Source organism: Aquipuribacter nitratireducens, from assembly GCF_037860835.1.
Lineage (GTDB): Bacteria > Actinomycetota > Actinomycetes > Actinomycetales > JBBAYJ01 > Aquipuribacter > Aquipuribacter nitratireducens.
Window position 1 is genome coordinate 361,054 of the sequence record NZ_JBBEOG010000002.1, and the last position, 17,517, is coordinate 378,570.

Below are 17,517 nucleotides of genomic sequence, written 5' to 3' on the forward strand. Positions count from 1 at the left end.
CCGCGTGACGCGGCTCACCACGTACCCGCCGGCGGGTGGAACACTCGGTCGACGTGCGCTTCCTCCCCGGGCACCGGCCGCCCCACGACCTCACGTACGACGACGTCTTCCTCGTCCCGTCCCGTTCCGACGTCGGCTCCCGCACCGCCGTCGACCTCACACCGGTGGACGGCACGGGCGCGACCCTCCCCGTCGCCGTCGCCAACATGACCGCCGTCACCGGTCGGCGGATGGCGGAGACCGCCGCGCGCCGCGGCTCGCTCGCCGTCCTCCCCCAGGACACGCCGCTCGACGTGCTCGCCGAGGTCGTCGGCTGGGTCAAGGGGCGGCACCCCGTGCTCGAGACCCCGGTCGTGGTGTCGCAGGACGACGTCGTCCTCACGGTCCTCCACCTGCTGCCGAAGCGGGCGCACGGCGCCGCCGTCGTCGTCGACGCCGACGGCCGGCTCACCGGGGTCGTGACCGAGCGGGACTGCCGGGGCGTCGACCGCTACACCCCGGTGCGGGACGTCATGAGCAGCGACGTCGTGCGCCTCGACGTCGACGACGTCACGGGTGACGGCCCGGGCCAGGGGCCGCGGGCGGCCTTCGAGGTGCTCTCCGGCACGCGGCACCACTTCGCCCCCGTCGTCGGCCCCGACGGGCGGCACGTCGGCGCCATGACTCGCCTCGGTGCGCTGCGGTCCACCCTCTACCGTCCCGCGCTCGACGACCGCGGGCGGCTGCGCGTGGCGGCGGCGGTCGGCATCAACGGCGACGTCGCCGGCCGGTGCGCCGCGATGCTCGCCGCAGGCGTCGACGTGCTCGTGGTCGACACCGCCCACGGGCACCAGTCCCGTGCGCTGGATGCCGTGGCCGCCGCCCGGGAGGCCGCGCCGGGCGTCCCGCTCGTCGCGGGCAACGTCGTGACGGCCGACGGCACGCGCGACCTGGTCGCCGCCGGTGCGGACGTCGTCAAGGTCGGCGTCGGTCCCGGCGCGATGTGCACGACGCGGATGATGACCGCGGTCGGGCGGCCGCAGCTGTCCGCCGTCCTCGAGTGCGTCGAGGCCGCCCGCGCGGCCGGCGCCCACGTGTGGGCCGACGGCGGCGTCCGGCACCCGCGCGACGTCGCCCTGGCCCTCGCGGCCGGCGCCAGCCAGGTGATGGTCGGCTCGTGGTTCGCCGGCACGTTCGAGAGCCCGGGGGACCTCCTCGTCGACGCCGAGGGCCGGGAGTACAAGGAGAGCTTCGGGATGGCCTCGAAGCGCGCCGTCACCGCGCGCACCCGGGAGGACTCCGCGTTCGACCGGGCGCGGAAGGGCCTGTTCGAGGAGGGCATCAGCTCCTCGCGCATGCGCCTGGACCCCGCCCGTCCCGGCGTCGAGGACCTGCTCGACCACGTGACCGCCGGGCTGCGCAGCGCGTGCACGTACGTGGGGGCCGCGGACCTCGCGGGCTTCGCCGACCGCGCGGTCGTGGGCGTGCAGTCGAGGTCCGGCTACGACGAGGGGCGGCCGCTGCCGACCGGCTGGTAGGTCGGGGGAGTTGATTCGCCCGGCGGGCGTCGTTATGTTGTCGTGACCCGCTCGCTGGCGAGGGATACCCCGTCCCGAGGTGGGTCAAACCCCCCGGTCGTCCCCGACCGCCCCTGCCCTGCCCGCCCGCCGCCCGCCCGGGTGCACGACACGACTGGAGAAGACGTGCCGTTGCCGCGCCCTGACGCGCAGCCCCTGCCGTCGCGACGCGCTCTCCGTGCGGCCGAGCGTGCGCGTGCCGCCTCGACCGCACCGGACGCTCGAGGCACGACGACCGCCCCCACCCGCCGGTCGCTGCGGTCGCGCAGCACGTCCGGCCGTGTCGGCGCAGGGGCCACGACGGTGCCACCGGCGGCACCGTCGCTCGGTGCGGTGCTCCCCGACCACGTCCTCGAGGGTGGCGACGACGCCTGGGTGGACGGCGTCGCCCCGCGACCCACGCCCGTGGCGGCCCTGGCCGCCCACGAGCCCACGGCCCCGCCGTCCCCGAGGAGCCACGCCGGTGGGTCGCTGTGGCGGCGCGTCCCCCAGGTCGCCGTCGTCGGCTCGCTCGTGGCCGCGATCGCCGGGTACGCCGTGACGTCGGACGTGTCCGCGAGCGCCGGCCCGGTCGCCTCCTTCGTCCGGGAGGAGGCCCCCGTCGAGGCGCGGGAGCCCGTGGTCGGCGACATCGACGCGGGTTCCGACGTCGTCGCCGGCGAGGACGGGCTGCTGCGCGTCGCGCCGGACGAGGCGTCCCGCGGCAGCGAGCGGTCGCCGCTGCCGGGGTGCGACGGCGTCCCGCCGGAGACCGACCAGCCCAACGGGCGCATGTCGGAGGCGTACCTCTGCACCCTGTGGGACGGGAGGACCGACATCCGCGCCGACGCCGCCGTGTCCCTCGCCGTCCTCAACGAGGCCTACCGCGCCGAGTTCGGTTCCGACATCTGCCTCACCGACGGCTACCGCTCCTTCGCCGCCCAGCAGTCGCTGCGGGCCCGCAAGCCGGGTCTCGCCGCGCGGCCCGGGACGTCCGAGCACGGCTGGGGTCTCGCGGTCGACCTCTGCGGGGGCGTCGAGAACGAGGGCGCCGGGTACCACTGGCTGCGCGAGCACGCGCCCGCCCACGGGTGGGACAACCCCGCCTGGGCGCGACGCGGCGGGGGCGGGCCCTACGAGCCGTGGCACTGGGAGTACGTCGACGGTCAGTGGTGACCGCGGCGCCCCCGGCCCCCTCGCTCAGCCCGGGGCCGTGACGAACACGTCGAACAGGCTCGGCGTGTGGGCGTGCACGAGGATCATGAAGATGATCAGGTCGAACGACAGGTGCACGACGAGGACGTAGAGGAACGACTTCGTCCGGTAGAAGATGAAACCCTGGAGGACGGCGAAGGGGACCGTGAGGAGCGGGCCCCACGACTGGTAGCCGAGCTCCCAGAGGAACGACACGAAGACCGTCGCCTGCAGGACGTTCGCCTGCCAGAACGAGAAGTGCTGCCGCAGCAGGGCGAAGACCGTGCAGACGAAGAACAGCTCGTCCCACAGCCCGACGGCGTTGACGCCGACGAAGAGCCGGACGATCTCGCCCGTCTCCACGACCGTCGGCCAGTTCTCGTACACGCCGGAGCCGATGAAGTAGACCGGCAGCACGAGGTAGCCGAGCGCGACGACGACGACGAGGTACGTCCACTCGAACCGGCCCCACGCCCGTCCCGTCCGCACCGGGAAGCGGATGACGTCCTCGCGCCACACGAACCGCGACATGACGTACGGCAGCAGGACGGCGAAGCCGAGCGCGAGCGCGAACCGGAGGATGCCGGCGTTGCTGATGTCGGCCTTGAGCGGGACCAGGCTGATGCCGAACAGCGCGACGGCGACGACCGCGAGGTGCCGCAGCAGGGCGCGGTCCCGGTCGCCGCGGGTCACGACCAGCGCGAGCAGGACCCCCGCCGCGAGCAGGGGCCACCCCACGACGTGGCTGCGGAAGCCGAAGAGGGCGACCGCCGAGCCGCACACGAGGGCGGCCGAGAGGAACCGCGGCAGCGAGGCGGGCTCGGTGGCGGGCGTGTCCGCCGACATCGTCGGTCGCGCGTCCGTCGTGCTCACGGGGACAGGATGGCCCGGGGCCCTCGACGACCGCGAGGCGTCCGCCGCACACTCGTGGTGTGGACGGTGCTCGGGCGGAGCCGGCGGACGAGGGGGTGCCCGCCTACCTCGCCGCCCTCCCGGCGGCGTCCCGCGCGATGGTCGAGCGGCTGCTCGGCCTCGCGTGCGACGTCGTGCCGGACGCGGCCGTCGTCATGTCGTACGGGATCCCCACGGTGCGGTCCGGTCGTCGGCGGTTCCACGTCGGGGCGTGGAAGCACGGCGTCTCGGTGTACGGCTGGCACGACGGCCACGACGGCGGGTTCACGGCCGCCCACCCGGACCTCGTCCACGGGCGGAGCACGCTCCGGTTCAGTGAGGCGGAACTCGCCGCCGTGGGCGACGACGAGCTGCGCGCGCTGGCGGCCGCGACGCTCCGGACGTAGCCGGGCGTCAGCCTCTCGCGGGACCGGCGAGCCGGAGCCGCTGCGGCGACGACCCGGGGGCGCGCTCGACGAGCCCGCGGGCCTCGAGGTCGACCTTCGTGTACGTGCAGTAGTTGCGCAGTCGCCCGCCCGGGAACGCCGGGTGGGCCCCGAACCGCTCCTGTGCGGTCTCGACGAGGTCCTTCAACGCGACGGTTCCGTCGTCCCGCGCCTCGTCCTCGAGCACGGACAGGATGTGCTCGCGCATGAGCTCGTACTGGGTCGCGTCCATCGTCCAGCCGTCGAGCCCGCCGGGACGCGTCGCGTTGAACATCTCGACCCGCCCGCGGAGCCGGGCCGCACGGTCGGCCTCCCACGCCGAGTCCGGGACCGGTCCGGAGTGGGGGTCGCGGCGCGTGGTCGTCACCGGGCGACCGGCCGCGACTCGACGTGGGCCTTGAGGTCCTGCAGGTCCTTCACGTGGAGCGCCCTCACGCGTCGGGCGAGCAGGGTCCCGACGACCTGCCGGACGAGCGGGGGGAGCGGCAGGTCGTTGCGGAAGTCGAGGTGGACGCGAGTGCGTGCCTCGCCGAGCGGCTCCAGGCGGAAGTCGACCTCCGGGTGGAGCACCCGCCCCCCGGGACCGCGGTTGGTCAGCCGGTACTCGACCCGGTCGTCGCTCACCCGCTCGAGTCGCTGGCGGCCCTGCTCGACGCCGTCCGTGTCGCGGAAGACGATGCACGAGCCGATCGAGCGGCCGTCGCCCTCCACGCTGCACGTGTAGCCCGTGGCCGCCGGCCACGCCGACCACCGCATGAGGACGTTCTCGTCCGCCACGGCCGCGTGGACGACGTCGACGGGACGGTCGACGACGATGCTCTCGGTCCACTCCATGGTGGCTCCTTGTAGTTCGATGCCCGAATGGTACGGTGATCGAACCATGGCGGACGAGCACGTGCACCCCGACGACCCGCTCCTGCTCGCGTGCCGCGCGCTCGCCCGTGCGATGGACGGCTTCGACGAGGCCGCGTGTCGCGCGCTGCGGATCGGGCGGAGCGACCTGCGCGCCCTCAACCTGCTGGAGCACGGCCCGCTGTCGCCCGCGGTGATGGCGGACGCGCTGGGTCTCTCGCGGCCCGCGGTGACGGCGTTGCTCGACCGGCTCGTACGCGGCGGGTACGTGGCACGGTCCGCTGCGCCGCACGACCGGCGCAGTGTGCGCGTCGCCCTGCGCCCGGAGACGTACCGGGCCTTCGCCGCCGTCTACCGCCCCCTGGGGCAGCGGGTCCACGACAGCGTGCGCGACCTCGACGGAGCCGAGCGGGCCGTGGTCGTGGACGCGATGACGGCGATGACGGGGGCGTTCGCCTCGGCGAGCCGACGAGCGGGCTCCGGCGACGACGTGCCCCCGGCAGGATTCGAACCTGCGCACCCGCCTCCGGAGGGCGGTGCTCTATCCCCTGAGCTACGGGGGCCAGGGCGAGCACGAGGGTAGCAGCCGGCCGGGGCGCTCCCGCGCCGCCCGTACGCTTGTCCGTCGTGACACCGGAGACCCTCGCCGCCGCCGTCCGCTCGTGCCTGCTCGCTTCCGTGGCGTCCGGTGAGCTGGCGGTCGACGTGCCCCCGACGGTGACCGTCGAGCGGCCGCGGAACCGCGACCACGGCGACTGGGCGACGAACGTCGCGCTCCAGCTGGCGAAGCCTGCCGGGCGCCCCCCGCGGCAGGTCGCGGAGCTGCTCGCCGCCCGCCTGCGCGCGGTCGAGGGGGTCGCGAGCGTGGACGTCGCCGGTCCGGGGTTCCTCAACGTCCGGGTGGACGCGGCGAGCGCCGGGGAGCTCGCCCGCTCGGTCGTGGCCGCGGGCGCGGCGTACGGGCGCAACGACCGCTACGCGGGCACCGCGGTGAACCTCGAGTTCGTGTCGGCGAACCCGACCGGTCCCATCCACCTCGGGGGGACGCGGTGGGCGGCGGTCGGCGACTCGCTGGCCCGGCTCCTCGAGGCGTGCGGCGCCGCTGTCACCCGCGAGTACTACTTCAACGACCACGGCGCCCAGATCGACCGGTTCGCCCGGTCGCTGCTCGCCCGGGCGCACGGTCGGGACGTCCCGGAGGACGGGTACGCCGGGCAGTACGTCGACGACATCGCCGCCGCGGTGATCGCCCGCCGCGGCGAGGAGGTGCTGCGACTGGACGACGCCGAGGCGCAGGAGGTCTTCCGCTCCGAGGGTGTCGACCTCATGTTCGACGCGATCAAGCGGAGCCTCCACGACTTCGGCGTCGACTTCGACGTCTACTTCCACGAGAACTCGCTCCACGACTCCGGCGCGGTGGCGCGCGCTGTCGAGGAGCTCAAGGCGTCGGGCCGTCTCTACGAGGCCGACGGTGCGTGGTGGCTGCGCTCCACGGAGTTCGGCGACGACAAGGACCGGGTCGTCATCAAGTCCGACGGCCGGCCCGCGTACATCGCCGGCGACCTCGCGTACTTCACCGACAAGCGCCGTCGCGGCGCCGACCTCGCCATCTACATGCTCGGCGCCGACCACCACGGCTACGTCGCCCGGCTCAAGGCCGCCGCGGCCGCGTTCGGCGACGACCCCGACCGGGTCGAGGTCCTCATCGGCCAGATGGTCAACCTCGTGCGGGACGGGGAGCCGGTCCGGATGAGCAAGCGCGCCGGCACCGTCGTGACGATGGAGGACCTCGTCGACGCGGTCGGCGTCGACGCCGCGCGGTACGCCCTCGCCCGGTCGAGCACCGACTCCCCGCTCGACGTCGACCTCGACCTGCTCACCCGGCGCTCCAACGACAACCCGGTGTTCTACGTCCAGTACGCCCACGCCCGCACGGCCGCCGTGGGACGGAACGCCGCGACCGCGGGTGTGCGGCGCGACGACGGGTTCGACGCCTCGCTCCTCGACCACCCGAGCGAGGAGGTCGTCCTCGCGGCACTCGCGCAGTTCCCCGGGGTGGTCGCGCAGGCTGCGCAGCTGCGCGAGCCGCACCGCGTCGCCCGGTACCTCGAGGAGCTCGCCGGCGCCTATCACAAGTGGTACGACCAGCAGCGGCGCGTCGTGCCGGGCGTCGGGCCCGACGGGCAGCCCGAGCCCGTCGACGCCGGGCACCGCACCCGCCTGTGGCTCAACGACGCCGTGCGGGTGGTCCTGGCGAACGGGCTCCGCCTGCTCGGCGTGAGCGCCCCGGAGCGCATGTGAGGGCGCACGAGGCGGGGGTCCTCCACGCCGAGGTCATGACGCCGGGCCCGGCGTGGCTTCGGGTCCCCGACGACGTCAACGCCCTGCTCCCGCAGCTGTGGGCCAGGACCGTCGACCGCGGTCCGGACGGCGCGCTGCGGGTGGGAGGCGTCGACGTGCGCGACCTCGCCGCGGAGCACGGCACGCCCGCGTACGTCCTCGACGAGGTCGACCTGCGGGCGCGCGCGCGAGCGCACGCCGAGGCGTTCGACCGCGCCTTCGTCGACCTGTGCGGCGGGGCGGACGTGTACTACGCGGGCAAGGCGTTCCTGTCGGTGGCGGTCGCCCGGTGGGTGGCCGAGGAGGGGCTGCGGCTCGACACCTGCACCGGCGGCGAGCTCGCCGTCGGGCTGCGCGCCGGCCTCGACCCCGCGCTGCTCGGCCTGCACGGGAACAACAAGTCCGACGCGGAGATCGCCCGCGCGCTCGAGGCCGGGGTCGGGCGGATCATCGTCGACAGCCCGGAGGAGCCGGCCCGCATCGCGGCGCTCGCCCGGGCCCGCGGCGTCGTGGCGCCCGTCCTCGTCCGCGTGAACGTCGGGGTCGAGGCGCACACGCACGAGTTCATCGCGACCGCGCACGAGGACCAGAAGTTCGGCGTGGCGCTGTCCGACGGGGTGGCCGCGGCCGTCGTCGCCGACGTGCTCGCCCGCCCCGAGCTGGAGCTGCGCGGGCTCCACAGCCACATCGGGTCGCAGATCTTCGACCCCGCCGGCTTCGAGGTCGCCGTGCGGCGGCTCGTGCGCCTGCACGCCGACACCCTCCGCACGCACGGGGTGGCGCTGCCGGAGATGGACCTCGGCGGCGGCTTCGGCATCGCGTACGCCTCGACGGACCGGCCCATGCCGGTCGAGCAGGTCGCCGGGCGGCTCGCCCGCACCGTGGCGGAGGAGTGCGCCGCCGCCGGGGTCGACGTGCCCCGGATCAGCGTCGAGCCCGGCAGGTCCGTGGTCGGCCCGACGACCTTCACCCTCTACGAGGTCGGCACCGTCAAGCCCGTCGTGCTCGACGGTGGGGGGGAGCGCACGTACGTGAGCGTCGACGGCGGGATGAGCGACAACGTGCGCACGGCCCTCTACGACGCGGACTACTCGTGCACGCTGGCCTCGCGCGCCTCCGACGCTCCGCCCGTGCTCGCCCGCGTGGTGGGCAAGCACTGCGAGAGCGGGGACATCGTGGTGCGCGACGAGTTCCTGCCCGGGGACGTGCGCCGTGGGGACCTCCTCGCCGTGCCGGGCACGGGGGCGTACTGCCGCTCGCTCGCGAGCCAGTACAACCACGTGCCGCGGCCCCCCGTCGTCGCGGTGCGCGACGGGGTCAGCCGGGTGCTCCTGCGCCGCGAGACGGAGGAGGACCTGCTCGCGCTCGACGTCGGGTGACGCCGGGCGCGACGCCCGACGGCGCGTGGCGCGTGGCGCGTGGCGGGTGGCGCGTGGCGCGTGGCGCGTGGCGCGCACGTCGACGCTCACGGGTGTCACGCGACGAGCACGCCGATGCGGTCGTCGCCGTCTGCCTCGGGTGGCTCGCCGGGGTCGTACCAGTCGGCGTCGAACCACGCCGGGTCCCACCAGTCGCCCGGCGCGGGACCCGGGCCGGCGTCGTCGTCGCGTCCGACGTCCACGTCCTCCGGCGGCTGCCAGCTCGGGGGATCGGTGCCGTACGTGTGCCCGGTCGGCGCGGTGTGGTCGAGGTGGCCGTCCCCGGTCTGGGTGACGAGCCAACCGCCACGGTGCTTCGCGCGGTGGTGCAACCGGCAGTAGCCGGCGAGGTTGCAGCCGGCGGTGGGGCCGGTCGGCCACTCGACGGTGTGGTCGAGGTCGGCCTCGCGGGCGCGTCGACGGCAGCCGGGCCACCGGCACGTGACATCCCGCGTGCGGACGGCGCGCGCCAGTGTCGCCGACGGCTCGTACCTCGCCTCGTGCGTGCCGGGGCAGCCGGCGTCGACCGTGCCGTCGGGCCGGAGCGGCGCCACCGTGACGCGGCGGGCGGCGCGGGCGACGGCGCGGGCGACCGGGTCCGGCAGCGGCCCGAAGCCGGGCAGCTCGGCAGGGGCGTGGTCCGGGACCGCGTCGCTCGACGTGGCGTGTGGCGGGGGCAGCAGCGCGGCGAGCGGCACGAGGACATCGACCCCGACGCTCACGTGCGGGACGGGGCGCGCGAGCACGTCGGACGTGCCGAGGAGGAGCGTCATGGCGGCGTCGGCGCGCGCCTGGTCGAGCGTCGGCACGTCGACCGCGTCGAGGTCTCCGGCGCGGTGCGCACGCCGGGCGGCGTCGACCTGCTCGCGGGCGACGGCGTCGACGCCCGCGACGGCCGCGGCGACGTCGACGGCGGGCGCGGTCACCTGCAGCACGGCGAGGCCGTCCGGCAGCCCCCACGACGTGACGCCCCGCCGGCACCTGGCCGCCTCGATCCTGCGCGTCGCGCTCGCCGGGTCCGCGGTCGCCAGCGCACGGCGTACGGCGGCGGACACCTGTGACGGCGTCCCGATGGTCCAGGTCGTCCCGCCGCCCTCCTCGGGGGCCTGCCGCTCGCGCCTCTCGAGACGTCGCGCGATGACGTGCGTCTCCACCCGGCGGGCGAGATCGTCGCGCGTCCCCTCGAGGGCGTCGCGCACCGCACGCGCGTGCCCGAGGCCCACGAGCCCGGCCGACAGCGCCGCGAGGGTCGTCGGCTGCCGCCGGAGCAGGACGTCGGCGAGCTGCACGCGCTCCTGCGCCGAGCGCTGGGAGACGCGGAGCGCGGCCGCCACCTCGACGGCGGTGAAGCGGTCGACCTCCGCCTCCGAGGCCGGACCGCCGGCGCGCTCCACCGCCCGCCGGCCCCCGAGCTCCGCGACGAGCTGGTCGTGGTCGGCGCGGCGGCGCTCCCGCAGCCGACCGATCAGCCGGACGGACAGACCCTCGGCCCAGCCGGCGAGGGCCGTGGCGGCCGCGAGCCCGTCGACGACCGCGGCATCGGGCAGCGGGGACGCGCCCGGCCCGTCCCCGGCGGCGAGGAGCTCCTCGAGCCGGGCGAGCTCGGCCACGAGCCGCTGCGCCGGGAGTCCATCGAACATGCGTACGACGCTATCGGGAGGGTCCGACACTTCCTCCGAGCAGGTCGGTGCCGTAGCGGGTCTCGGCGACCTCGACCGTGTCGCCGCCGCCCAGGCCACCGACAGCGACCGTGCGGCTCACGCCGTCCGCCCGCCAGCCGTGCCGCTCGTAGAAGGCGCGCGCCCGCGGGTTCGCCGTCGCCACCCACAGGGCCGCGACGCGGTGACCACCGGTCCGCAGGTCCGCCTCGGCCGCCCGCAGGAGCGCCGTCCCGATGCCCTGCCGCCAGACGGACGGATCGAGGTTGATCGCGTACAGCTCGCCGTCGTCGCCCGTCGCGGCCTCCCGGGCCGACCCGGCGTGCGCGAAGCCGACGACGGCGCCGTCGACCACCGCGACCGTCGGACCGGCGCCGGGGGCGGACAACCGGTCCCGCCACCATGCTGTGCGCTGCCCGACGTCGAGCCCGTCGAGGTAGTCGTCCGACATGACGCCGCGGTAGGCGGCCTGCCAGGCCCGCACGTGGACACGGGCCAGCCCCGGGGCGTCCGCGACCACGGCGCGGCGCAGGGTCGGCGACGACGGCACGGGTCGAGCGTGTCAGAGACGGCGCCGCCCCGGCCACGACGCCGTCGTGACCGGGGCCGCGCTGGATCTGTCACCCCACGAGCGCCTCCTCCGGCGTCTCCGCACGGTGCCGCGGCTGCGGGACGACAGCGACGGCGGCGGGCTCCTCCCGCAGGCCGTAGCGCTCCCACCAGCGGGCGAGCGGACCCGGCGCCCACCAGTTCGCGGACCCGACGAGCCGCATCGTCGCCGGCACCAGCAGCGCCCGGACCACCGTCGCGTCGAGGAGCAGCGCGAAGGCGAGCCCCAGTCCGATCATCTGGATGAACGTGACGTCGCCGAGCATGAACCCGCCGACGACGAGGCCGAGGAGCAGGGCGGCCGCCGTCACGATGCCGCCGGTGCGCTGCAGCCCGTTGGCGACCGCGGTCGTGTTGTCACCGGTGGCGTCCCACTCCTCCCGCATGCGGGAGAGGAGGAAGACCTCGTAGTCCATCGACAGCCCGAACGCGATCGCGACGATGACGACGAGCTGGCTCGTCTCGAGGAAGCCCGTCTCGGTGAAGCCGAGCACACCGGAGAGGTTGCCCTCGCCGAACGCCCACACGAGCACCCCGAACGTGGCGGCGATCGTCGCGGTGTTGAGCAGCGCCGCCTTGACGGGCAGCAGGACCGAGCCGAAGGCCCAGAACAGCAGCAGGAGCTCGGCGACGACGACGAACCCGACGGCGAGGGGGAGCCGGTCGGTGATGACGTCGAGCCGGTCGACGAAGTACGCGGTGTCGCCGGTCACGAGGACGTCGACGCCGTCGACGGACACGTCGCGGAGGTCCGTGACGAGCTCGCGGGAGGCGGCGGAGAAGGGGTCCGAGTCGGCCAGCGGCACCGACAGGCGGACCGCCGTGCCGGACGTCGCCTCGACGCGCGCCGGCGTGCCGGCGGCGGCCTCGACGGCGTCGACGACGGCCGCCTGCTGCGTCGCGTCGAGTGCCGAGCCGTCGGCGCCGACGGCGACGACCTGGGCGGCGTCGGTGGACAGCCACGGCAGCTGCTCGTCGACCGTCTCGGCGGCCTGTCGCGACTCGGCCCGCTCGGGCAGGGCCCGGACGTCGACCCCGCCGAGGCGCAGGTCGGCGACCGGGGCGACGAGGACGGCGAGCAGCGCGACGACGCCGACGACCACCACGACCGGGCGGCGCATCACCCCGCGGGCGATGCGGGCCCACGCCCCGTCGGTGCGGTCGGCCCCGGCGCGGGTGCCGCGACGGAACGGCAGACCGACCGCGTCGACGCGCCTGCCGAGCAGCCGCAGGATCGCGGGGAGGACCGTGAGGGCCGCGAGCATGGCGAGCACGACGGCGGCGATGGCCCCGGTCCCGAGCGAGCGGACGAACATGAAGGGGAAGAACAGCATCGCCGCCAGCGACACGGCGACCGTCAGCCCGGAGACGAGGACGGTGCGTCCCGCCGTCGTGAGCGTCGCCTCGAGGGCGTCGGGCACGGGCCGGCCGGGCGTCAGCTCCTCGCGGAAGCGGGCGACGAGCAGGAGGCCGTAGTCGACGGCGAGGCCGAGCCCCAGTGCGGTGATGACGTTGACGCTGAAGATGCTGACGTCGGTCACCTCGCCGATCAGCGACACCATCCCGAAGGCCCCGACGATCGCGAACGCGCCGATGGCGAGGGGCAGCGACCCTGCGACGAGCCCCCCGAGGAACACGACGAGCAGCAGCAGGACGATCGGCACCATGACGCCCTCGGCGAGGGCGAGGTCGGCGCCGACCTGGCGGCTGATGTCGGCGTTGACCGCGGCGAGACCCCCGCGCCGGGTCTCGAGCGGGGACGGCGCGACGAGGTCGTCGGCGACCTCCTCCGCGTAGACCGCGGACCGCTCGGCGTCGTCCTCGCCGACGAGGCGGACGAGCGCGACGACGGTCGTGCCGTCCGCGGAGACCAGCCCCGTCGCCGCCGGATCGGGCGCCGCCAGGGGGTTGACGACCTCGTCGACGACGTCCGCGTGCTCGGCGACGACGTCGTCGAGCGTCTGCGTGACCGCGTCGGCGAACTCCGGGTCCGCGACGGTCCGTCCGGGGCTGGTGTACGTCACGAGGACGTCGACGTCGGTGCGGCCGAGCTCCTCGGTGGAGACGGCGGCGGCGACCGACGACTCGCTGCGGGCGTCGTCGAAGCCGCCGTCCGTCGCCTTCCCGAAGAGTCCTCCGCCCATGGCGAAGGCGCTCCAGGCCGCGAGCGCGAGGGCGAGCCCCGCGAGGACCAGCACGAGGACGGGGCGGCGGGAGATCCCGCGAGCCAGGGCAGACAACATGGGGATCCTCCGTAGACGATGTTCGTTTCGGTGAACGGTGTTCTCGACCGCCGTCGTGAACTATGCTCTCGCTCGTGAACACTGTCAACACATCGGAGGTGCGTTCTCCGGTCGTGCCCCGTCGGGACCGCCTGCGGGCGGCGACCGAGGCCGAGATCGTGACGACGGCCCGGGAGCTGCTCGTCGAGGGCGGGCCGGCCGCCGTGACGGTGCGCGAGGTCGGGCGGCGCATGGGGATGACGGCGTCGGCGCTCTACCGCTACGTCGACGGACTGGACGGTCTCGTCGACCGCCTCGCGGCGTCCTTCTTCGACGAGCTGACCGAGGCGCTGCAGGACCGGCTCACGGGCTCGGGGACGGCTGACGACGCCGGTGTCGGTGAGGCGCTGCTCACCGCCAGCCGCGCGTTCCGGGACTGGTGCGTCGCCCACCCGGCGGAGTTCGCGCTGATGTACGGCAGCGGCGTCCACCAGCTCGAGTCGGGCTGCCCGCGCACTGAGGCGGCGGGCGGGCGCTTCGGCCAGGTCTTCCTCGGGCTGCTCGTCGACGGGCTCGGTCGGGGCGCTGCGGCACCGCCCACGACGGCGCCCGCGGGCCCCGACGTGTTCGACGTCCTCCCGGGTCCGCTCGGCGAGCGCTTCGCCCGGGCCTGGGTCCGGCTCCTCGGCGTCGTCATGGTCGAGGTGATCGGCCGGCTCGGGCACACCGGCGCCGACCCCGAGGTCGTCTTCGAGGCGGAGATGGCCGACTGCGCCCGTGACATCGTGCAGGTGCTGCAGGACCAGCGGGAGGGCGCGCCCGATCGGGCGTGAGCGGGACCGGTCCGCGACCACCCCCACCCCCGTGTCCGGCGGTCCTGACACACTGCGGCGCGTGGAACCCGTCCGAGTCGCCCTCCTCGGCTGCGGCGTCGTCGGCTCCGAGGTCGCCCGGCTGCTCCGCGAGCAGCACGACGACCTCGCCGCACGCGTCGGGGCACCGCTGGAGCTCGTCGGCATCGCCGTGCGCCGGCCGGAGCGCGAGCGGCCGGGCGTCGACCCGTCGCTGCTCACCGCGGACGCCGAGGACCTCGTCCGCCGCGCCGACGTCGTCGTCGAGGTCGTCGGGGGCATCGAGCCGGTCCGCTCGCTGCTCCACGAGGCGTTCCGCCACGGCGCGGGGGTCGTGACGGCCAACAAGATGCTCCTCGCCGAGCACGGGCCCGAGCTCTTCGAGGCCGCGCGCGCCGCCGACGTCGACCTCTACTACGAGGCCGCCGTCGCGGGCGCGATCCCCCTCATCCGACCGCTGCGCGAGTCGCTCGCCGGGGACCGGGTGCGCCGCTTCCTCGGCATCGTCAACGGGACGACGAACTACGTCCTCGACCAGATGGACACGACCGGCGCGGGCTTCGCCGACGCCGTGGAGCGCGCCCAGGCGCTCGGCTACGCCGAGGCGGACCCCACAGCGGACGTCGAGGGCTACGACGCCGCCAGCAAGGCCGCCATCCTCGCGAGCCTCGCCTTCCACACCCGGGTGCCCGGCGACGCGGTCCACCGCGAGGGCATCACCGGGGTGACGGCCGCCGACGTCGCGGCGGCCGCCCGGCTCGGCTGCGTCGTCAAGCTGCTCGCCATCGGGGAGCGCGTGCCGGCCGGCGCCGACGGCGGCCCGGAGGGGGTGACGGTGCGGGTGCACCCGGCGTTCGTGCCGCGCAGCCACCCCCTGGCCGGTGTCCGCGGACCCTTCAACGCGGTCTTCGTCGAGGCCGAGGCCGCGGGCGAGCTCATGTTCTACGGACCCGGCGCCGGCGGCACACCGACAGCCGGTGCCGTCCTCGGCGACGTCGTCGCCGTGGCCCGCCACCGCGTCCACGGCGGTCGCGGCCCGGGGGAGTCGGCGTACGCGGACCTCCCGGCGCTGCCGATGTCGCGTGTCCTGACGCGCTACCACGTGCGGCTCGAGGTCGCCGACCGGCCGGGTGTGCTCGCGCGCGTCGCCGACGCGTTCGCGGCGCACGGCGTGTCGATCGAGCAGGTGCGGCAGCAGGCCGTCGGCGAGGGCCCCGACCGCACCGCGGAGCTCGTCGTCGTCACGCACGTCGCCCCCGACACCTCGTTGAGCGAGACCGTCGAGGACCTCGCGCACCTCGACGCGGTGCTCGACGTCACCTCCGTCATGCGCGTCGAGGGGGAGTGATGGCGGCTCCCTGGCGCGGTGTCATCCCCGAGTACCGCGAGCGGCTCCCGCTCGTCGGTGCGCTCGCCCCCGGCTCCCGCGACGTCACGCTCGCGGAGGGCGGCACGCCGCTCGTGCCGGCACCTGCTCTGTCGGAGCGGCTCGGCTGCGAGGTCCGGCTCAAGGTCGAGGGCTGCAACCCGACGGGCTCCTTCAAGGACCGCGGGATGACGACCGCTATCACGGTCGCCGTCGCCGGCGGCGCGCGGGCCGTCGTGTGCGCGAGCACCGGCAACACCTCCGCCTCGGCGGCCGCGTACGCGACGGCAGCCGGCCTGCGCTGTGCCGTGCTGGTGCCGGACGGGAAGATCGCGATGGGAAAGCTCGCCCAGGCCGTCGCCCACGGCGCCACGCTCCTGCAGGTCGACGGCAACTTCGACGACTGCCTCACCGTCGCGCGGAAGCTCTCCGAGGCCTACCCCGTCGAGCTCGTCAACAGCGTCAACCCCGCGCGCATCGAGGGGCAGAAGACGGCGGCCTTCGAGGTCGTCGACGTGCTCGGTGACGCCCCGGACGTCCACTGCCTGCCCGTGGGGAACGCCGGCAACATCACGGCGTACTGGAAGGGCTACACCGAGTACGCCGACGACGGACCCGCCACCCGGCGTCCCCGCATGTGGGGGTTCCAGGCCGCCGGCGCCGCGCCCATCGTCAAGGGGCACCCGGTCGACCAGCCCGAGACCATCGCGACGGCCATCCGGATCGGCAACCCCGCGAGCTGGGAGCAGGCCGTGGCCGCCCGCGAGGAGTCCGGCGGGGTGATCGAGGCCGTCACCGACGAGCAGATCCTCGCCGCGCACCGGTGGCTGTCCGCCCGCGAGGGCGTGTTCGTCGAGCCCGCGTCGGCCGCCGGGGTGGCCGGCCTCCTGCAGCGGCACGCGGCGGGGCAGGTCGACCCCGGCCAGCGCATCGTCGTCACCGTCACCGGCCACGGTCTCAAGGACCCGCAGTGGGCCCTGCGCGGCGAGGACGGCACGCCCGTGCAGCCGGTGCGCGTGGGCTCCGACACCGTCGAGGTCGCGGGCGCCCTGGGGCTCGCGTGACGCAGGGGCACCGGGCGCTCGCCGCCGCCCGCGTCCGCGTCGACGTCGCCGGGTCGTCGGCGAACCTCGGGCCCGGCTTCGACGCCGTCGGCCTCGCCCTCGAGCTCCGCGACGTCGTCGAGACCCGCTGCACGCCCGCGAGCGACCCGCAGGCGCCGCGCACCTCGGTGCACGTCTCGGGCGAGGGCGCGGGCGAGGTGCCGACCGACGACCGGCACCTCGTCGCGCGCTGGGTGCGGGGCGGGCTCGCCGGCCTGGGCGCGGGCGCGGACCACCTCGACCTCGACCTCACGTGCCGCAACGCCGTGCCGCACGGGCGTGGCCTCGGCTCGTCGGCGACCGCCGTCGTCGCGGGCCTCCTCACGGCGTGGACGCTCGTCCACGGCGAGGCCGAGCAGGCCGGCGCTCTCACGCGCGCGGGGTGGCTCGTGTCGAGCTCCGCCGCCGCGGAGGGCCACGGCGACAACGCCGCGGCCAGCGTGCTCGGTGGGGCCGTGCTCGCGTGGGCCGACGCCGGTGGCTACCGCGCGGTCCCGCTCGAGGTGTCCGACGGGCTGGCGCTCGTCACGTGCGTGCCCGGGGAGGTGCTGCTCACCGACGTCGCCCGGGCCCTGCTGCCGGCGACGGTGCCGCACGCGGACGCCGCCTTCACCGGGGCGCGTGCCGGGCTCCTCGTCCACGCCCTGCGGGGGCACGCCGACCTGCTGCTGGCGGCCACGGAGGACCGGATCCACCAGTCCCAGCGCTCCGGCGCCATGCCCGGCAGCGCGGAGCTGCTGGCGGCCCTGCGCGCCGAGGGCGTGGCGGCGTGCGTGTCGGGGGCCGGCCCGTCCCTGCTGTGCCTCGGGTCCACCGCCGCCACGGTGCAGCAGGTCGCGGACACCGTCGCGCCCGGCGCCTGGCAGGTCGACGCACGTCCGGTCGGGGGACCCGCTCGGGCGGAGGTGCTCGGCTGAGCACCTCCGGGTGCTACCGTTCGTCGTACGACGGGGGTCTCTCACGACACCGTTCCCGTCGTTCTCGCAGCCGGCAGAAGCCGTTCCGACAGGATCGTCCGCCCTGCGGCTGCCC

General features: G+C 75.5%; 15 protein-coding genes, 1 tRNA gene and 1 pseudogene. 10 read left to right on the plus strand and 7 right to left on the minus strand.

The features are described from left to right. Positions 1 to 53 precede the first annotated feature (53 nt). A complete protein-coding gene (locus WAB14_RS05105) occupies positions 54 to 1,517 on the plus strand; it encodes a GuaB1 family IMP dehydrogenase-related protein (RefSeq protein ID WP_340268483.1) in 1,464 nt (487 codons plus the stop codon). Between the two features lie 342 nt (positions 1,518 to 1,859). After that, a complete protein-coding gene (locus WAB14_RS05110) occupies positions 1,860 to 2,711 on the plus strand; it encodes a M15 family metallopeptidase (protein ID WP_340268028.1) in 852 nt (283 codons plus the stop codon). A gap of 24 nt (positions 2,712 to 2,735) precedes the next feature. On the opposite strand, the gene WAB14_RS05115 is transcribed toward WAB14_RS05110, so the two are convergent. Further along, positions 2,736 to 3,602: a CPBP family intramembrane glutamic endopeptidase gene (locus tag WAB14_RS05115; RefSeq protein ID WP_340268030.1), complete on the minus strand. Its 867-nt coding sequence runs from the start codon at positions 3,600 to 3,602 to the stop codon at positions 2,736 to 2,738. 59 nt (positions 3,603 to 3,661) lie between these two features. On the opposite strand from WAB14_RS05115, the gene WAB14_RS05120 reads away from it, so the two are divergent. Further along, on the plus strand, positions 3,662 to 4,027 hold the full coding sequence (locus WAB14_RS05120) for a DUF1801 domain-containing protein (RefSeq protein ID WP_340268032.1): 366 nt from the start codon (positions 3,662 to 3,664) through the stop codon (positions 4,025 to 4,027). Positions 4,028 to 4,034: 7 nt separating this feature from the next. Here the strand turns inward: WAB14_RS05120 and WAB14_RS05125 are convergent, their stop codons facing one another. Continuing rightward, on the minus strand, positions 4,035 to 4,433 hold the full coding sequence (locus WAB14_RS05125; protein WP_340268034.1) for a DUF6958 family protein: 399 nt from the start codon (positions 4,431 to 4,433) through the stop codon (positions 4,035 to 4,037). Further along, positions 4,430 to 4,900, minus strand: a complete 471-nt coding sequence (locus tag WAB14_RS05130; RefSeq protein ID WP_340268036.1) for an SRPBCC family protein — start codon at positions 4,898 to 4,900, stop codon at positions 4,430 to 4,432. The genes WAB14_RS05125 and WAB14_RS05130 overlap by 4 nt, the downstream gene beginning before the upstream one ends. A gap of 112 nt (positions 4,901 to 5,012) precedes the next feature. On the opposite strand from WAB14_RS05130, the pseudogene WAB14_RS18220 reads away from it, so the two are divergent. Further along, positions 5,013 to 5,213: pseudogene (locus WAB14_RS18220) on the plus strand (MarR family transcriptional regulator); the annotation flags it as partial. Positions 5,214 to 5,409: 196 nt separating this feature from the next. Here WAB14_RS18220 and WAB14_RS05135 read toward each other — a convergent pair. Beyond that, positions 5,410 to 5,481, minus strand: a tRNA-Arg gene (locus WAB14_RS05135). Between the two features lie 64 nt (positions 5,482 to 5,545). On the opposite strand from WAB14_RS05135, the gene argS reads away from it, so the two are divergent. Continuing rightward, complete coding sequence (gene argS, locus WAB14_RS05140; RefSeq protein ID WP_340268038.1) at positions 5,546 to 7,219, plus strand: arginine--tRNA ligase; 1,674 nt, start codon at positions 5,546 to 5,548, stop codon at positions 7,217 to 7,219. After that, positions 7,216 to 8,637 (plus strand): diaminopimelate decarboxylase, encoded by a 1,422-nt coding sequence (gene lysA, locus WAB14_RS05145; RefSeq protein WP_340268040.1) that lies wholly within the window; start codon positions 7,216 to 7,218, stop codon positions 8,635 to 8,637. The genes argS and lysA overlap by 4 nt, the downstream gene beginning before the upstream one ends. A 95-nt stretch (positions 8,638 to 8,732) precedes the next feature. On the opposite strand, the gene WAB14_RS05150 is transcribed toward lysA, so the two are convergent. The 3 genes from WAB14_RS05150 to WAB14_RS05160 form a co-directional block, all read right to left on the minus strand. Next, the gene (locus WAB14_RS05150; protein WP_340268042.1) at positions 8,733 to 10,316 is read right to left on the minus strand and encodes an HNH endonuclease signature motif containing protein; all 1,584 of its coding nucleotides are present in this window, start codon (positions 10,314 to 10,316) and stop codon (positions 8,733 to 8,735) included. A gap of 10 nt (positions 10,317 to 10,326) precedes the next feature. After that, on the minus strand, positions 10,327 to 10,884 hold the full coding sequence (locus WAB14_RS05155) for a GNAT family N-acetyltransferase (RefSeq protein WP_340268044.1): 558 nt from the start codon (positions 10,882 to 10,884) through the stop codon (positions 10,327 to 10,329). A gap of 70 nt (positions 10,885 to 10,954) precedes the next feature. Continuing rightward, complete coding sequence (locus WAB14_RS05160; RefSeq protein WP_340268046.1) at positions 10,955 to 13,186, minus strand: MMPL family transporter; 2,232 nt, start codon at positions 13,184 to 13,186, stop codon at positions 10,955 to 10,957. Positions 13,187 to 13,299: 113 nt separating this feature from the next. On the opposite strand from WAB14_RS05160, the gene WAB14_RS05165 reads away from it, so the two are divergent. The 4 genes from WAB14_RS05165 (at position 13,300) to WAB14_RS05180 (ending at position 17,402) form a co-directional block, all read left to right on the plus strand. Further along, a complete protein-coding gene (locus WAB14_RS05165; RefSeq protein ID WP_340268048.1) occupies positions 13,300 to 13,998 on the plus strand; it encodes a TetR/AcrR family transcriptional regulator in 699 nt (232 codons plus the stop codon). 61 nt (positions 13,999 to 14,059) lie between these two features. Continuing rightward, positions 14,060 to 15,364, plus strand: coding sequence for a homoserine dehydrogenase (locus WAB14_RS05170; protein WP_377002442.1), 1,305 nt, complete (start codon positions 14,060 to 14,062; stop codon positions 15,362 to 15,364). After that, a complete protein-coding gene (thrC, locus tag WAB14_RS05175; RefSeq protein ID WP_340268050.1) occupies positions 15,364 to 16,446 on the plus strand; it encodes a threonine synthase in 1,083 nt (360 codons plus the stop codon). Before WAB14_RS05170 ends, thrC begins: the two co-directional genes overlap by 1 nt. Next, positions 16,443 to 17,402, plus strand: coding sequence for a homoserine kinase (locus WAB14_RS05180; RefSeq protein WP_340268052.1), 960 nt, complete (start codon positions 16,443 to 16,445; stop codon positions 17,400 to 17,402). Before thrC ends, WAB14_RS05180 begins: the two co-directional genes overlap by 4 nt. The last annotated feature ends 115 nt before the right edge of the window (positions 17,403 to 17,517 follow it).